This window comes from Nostoc sp. NOS(2021) (genome assembly GCF_017115025.1).
Classification (GTDB): domain Bacteria; phylum Cyanobacteriota; class Cyanobacteriia; order Cyanobacteriales; family Nostocaceae; genus Nostoc.
The window spans coordinates 1-2,839 of record NZ_JABXKM010000005.1 but is presented as its reverse complement, the minus strand read 5'-3'; the positions used below and the strand labels follow the sequence as shown (position 1 = coordinate 2,839).

Annotated in this window: 2 protein-coding genes; both read left to right on the top strand. The window is 41.3% G+C overall.

Features of this window, described 5'->3' with window-relative positions:
* Positions 1–519 precede the first annotated feature (519 nt).
* Complete coding sequence (locus HWQ41_RS00090) at positions 520–1,455, top strand: DUF2382 domain-containing protein (protein ID WP_292758549.1); 936 nt, start codon at positions 520–522, stop codon at positions 1,453–1,455.
* A gap of 255 nt (positions 1,456–1,710) precedes the next feature.
* Complete coding sequence (locus tag HWQ41_RS00085; RefSeq protein WP_292758546.1) at positions 1,711–2,631, top strand: DUF2382 domain-containing protein; 921 nt, start codon at positions 1,711–1,713, stop codon at positions 2,629–2,631.
* Positions 2,632–2,839 lie beyond the last annotated feature (208 nt).

Below are 2,839 nucleotides of genomic sequence, written 5' to 3'. Positions count from 1 at the left end.
CAGGACTTACGCAAAAAGGCAGTGAAAGCCTTGATTTACCGTAGGGGCAATTCATGAATTGCCCCTACATTTCGTACTTGATGCGTAAGTCCTGTCACCGTTCGCGTAGCGTCTCGCAGAGAAGGTATCGCGGCTTGTAGATGCTGGTTTATCATTGTTCGCTGTTAGAGGTTGTTTGAAAAGTATTTTTGGTAACATCAAAGCCTCCCAAACCTAACCACCCGACTAAGCCTTCCCTCGTAGGGAAGGGGGGTTTCAAAGCCTCTCGGACTGTGGGGGAGAGGAATGGAAGCGGGGTTCTTCGGTAAACTTTACGACTTTTCAAACAACCTTTTAGACAGATATATCCCTCCGTATTATCTCGTAGCCTTTTTCAGAAATCAAATATGATTCCTATATAACTTTTGATTATTTAAATCTGCAAAGAATTCATTCGCCAGAAGGAGGTAAAAAAGTAAATAAATGTCTACTTTAGTTATTAAGAGATGACGAGAAAATTTTTGAGGTTAAATATAAATAATGGTTCTTCACAAACTACAAGATTTCGAGCCTAACTATCAGGATAGTTTTGATGGACATGACATTAAAGGTCTAGGTGTCTATACACAAGGAACTGATGAAAAGATTGGCACCGTAAACGACGTTTTAGTTGATGAGGAAGGTCATTTTCGCTATCTAGTCGTTGACTTAGGCTTCTGGATTTTTGGTAAAAAAGTATTACTACCAATTGGTCGTGCCCGTATCGACTATAAGACTGATCGTGTTTACACAATTGGCTTGACTAGAGAGCAAGCAGAAGATTTACCTGAGTTCAATGAACGCCAAACCCTTGATTACGACTATGAAGAACGGGTGCGTGGGGTATATCGCCAACCGGGAGACAACGCTCTTCCTCTAGATGCTTCATTAGTACAACCGGCAGACTACGCCCTTCCTCTAGATGCTTCATTACCATTGCAAGCGACAGCACCAGTAGATACAACCTATCAGCAGCCGGTTACGCCTACTTACAATCGTGATAGCTACACTTACGAAAATGACCCTTCTTTATACGGGTTAAATGAGCAAGAGAATCAAACTCTGAGATTATATGAAGAACGGCTGATTGCCAGTAAGAAACGCCAAAAAACTGGAGAAGTAACAATTGGCAAGCGTGTTGAGACTGATACTGCACGGATTGTAGTGCCGGTGGAAAGAGAGCGAGTTGTAATTGAACGTGTAACTCCAGCAGATGCAGGTACTGCCGTTTCTGGGCGCGAAGCAGATTTCCGTGAAGGCGAAGTTGCTCGCATAGAACTCCACGAAGAAACTCCTGATATTCGTAAAGAAGCATTTTTGCGTGAAGAAGTCAGAGTTAGAAAAGTGGTAGATCAAGACACAGTTGAAACTCAAGAAACTGTGCGTCGTGAAGAGTTAGATGTGAATTCTAGTAATCTTCCGATTGAAGAACGCTAATTAAATATAGTCATTAGCTAGTAACTAATGACTAATAATTAATTCGATACAGTGCAGGTGAGGCTGTTGAATCAGCTTTACCTGTGCTTGCAATAGCTGATACCAGTTTAGATTTGGGATTGCGAATATTGCTCTGGATATGGGTTATATAAATATATCTCTAGCAAACATTTTCTAAATGGTATTCAGACGAGCAATACATTTAAAAGCTAACTAGAAAGTAGTTCATAAATTTTGCATATGAATAGCCAACCGATGAAAAAAAACATTGGACAGGCAAATACGAGCACTCGCACTAGCACCTCATTAGCCGATTTAAGAAAGAAGGTGAAGAATTTTGCTGTCATCGATAAGCAAGGTCAACTAGTAGGAGTAGTTCATGATTTAATTGTAGATGCCAATCGTCGGTTAAACTTAGTTATATCTAAACAGGCTAATCAAAAAACCGTAAAATATGGTCAGCCGTTAGCCGATGAACATCCTTCCTTATTTCGGTTGCAGAGCCAGAAAATCAAACAAATTGACAAGCCAAGTAAATCTGTTTTCATAGACTTAAAGAAATCAGAAATTGAGTATATGCCTGAATATTTAGAAACAGAAACACCAGGCGATGCCTATCAGCAAGCCGCTGCGCGTCTAGGGACACAATCAGAAAATTCAACTGAGCCGCTAGTCAATAATCAAACTACAAATAGCCCAGTTGAGCCAGTAAATTTAGAACAGGTTAGCGAAGAACAGATTATTCGTTTACTAGAAGAACGGCTAGTTGTTGAAAGCAGTAAGCGTAAAATTGGTGAGGTGATTGTTCGCAAAGTCATCGAAACCCGGATGATACAAGTTCCTGTGCGGCGTGAAAAGCTGATTGTGGAACAAATTAGTCCAGAACACAAACAACTAGCAGAAATTGATTTAGGACAAGAGGAAATTTCTGGCATTGACTTGACCGAAGGAGAAAGACTTGAAGTTACACGTTTTGACAGCAGTTTAACGATAAGCGGCGAATTTAGCTCCCCTAAAACTGCTAGTTTATTGTTGAATGCGATCGCACTAGAGCGAAATCACGGATGCAAGCAGGTGCGTGTTACCATTGCTGTTGAAGATGAGTCACACCAGAAAAAATACCAGGAGTGGTTTGACCGCTGTTCTAAAGGTCAATCACTAAAGCCGGAAAAATAACTTTCTAGAAGATCAATTAGTAGGGTGGGCATTGCACACCCTATTTTTTTGCTGATTTACCCATCCCTTTCGGGGCGGGAATAGGGAACTCTTAACAGAAAAGAGAGAATTAGCCCCGTTCGCGGTAGCGTCTTGTAGAGTTGCAAGGTTTTAAGCCGTACTTCGTCCCGCTACGCGCTTTCGCCCCTCGTGGGCGAAAAAATCCTTG

Excerpts from the sequence above, each read along its gene's own strand:
- HWQ41_RS00090 (WP_292758549.1), top strand. The coding sequence starts at position 520 with ATGGTTCTTCACAAACTACAAGATTTCGAGCCTAACTATCAGGATAGT.
- HWQ41_RS00085 (WP_292758546.1), top strand. The coding sequence starts at position 1,711 with ATGAAAAAAAACATTGGACAGGCAAATACGAGCACTCGCACTAGCACC.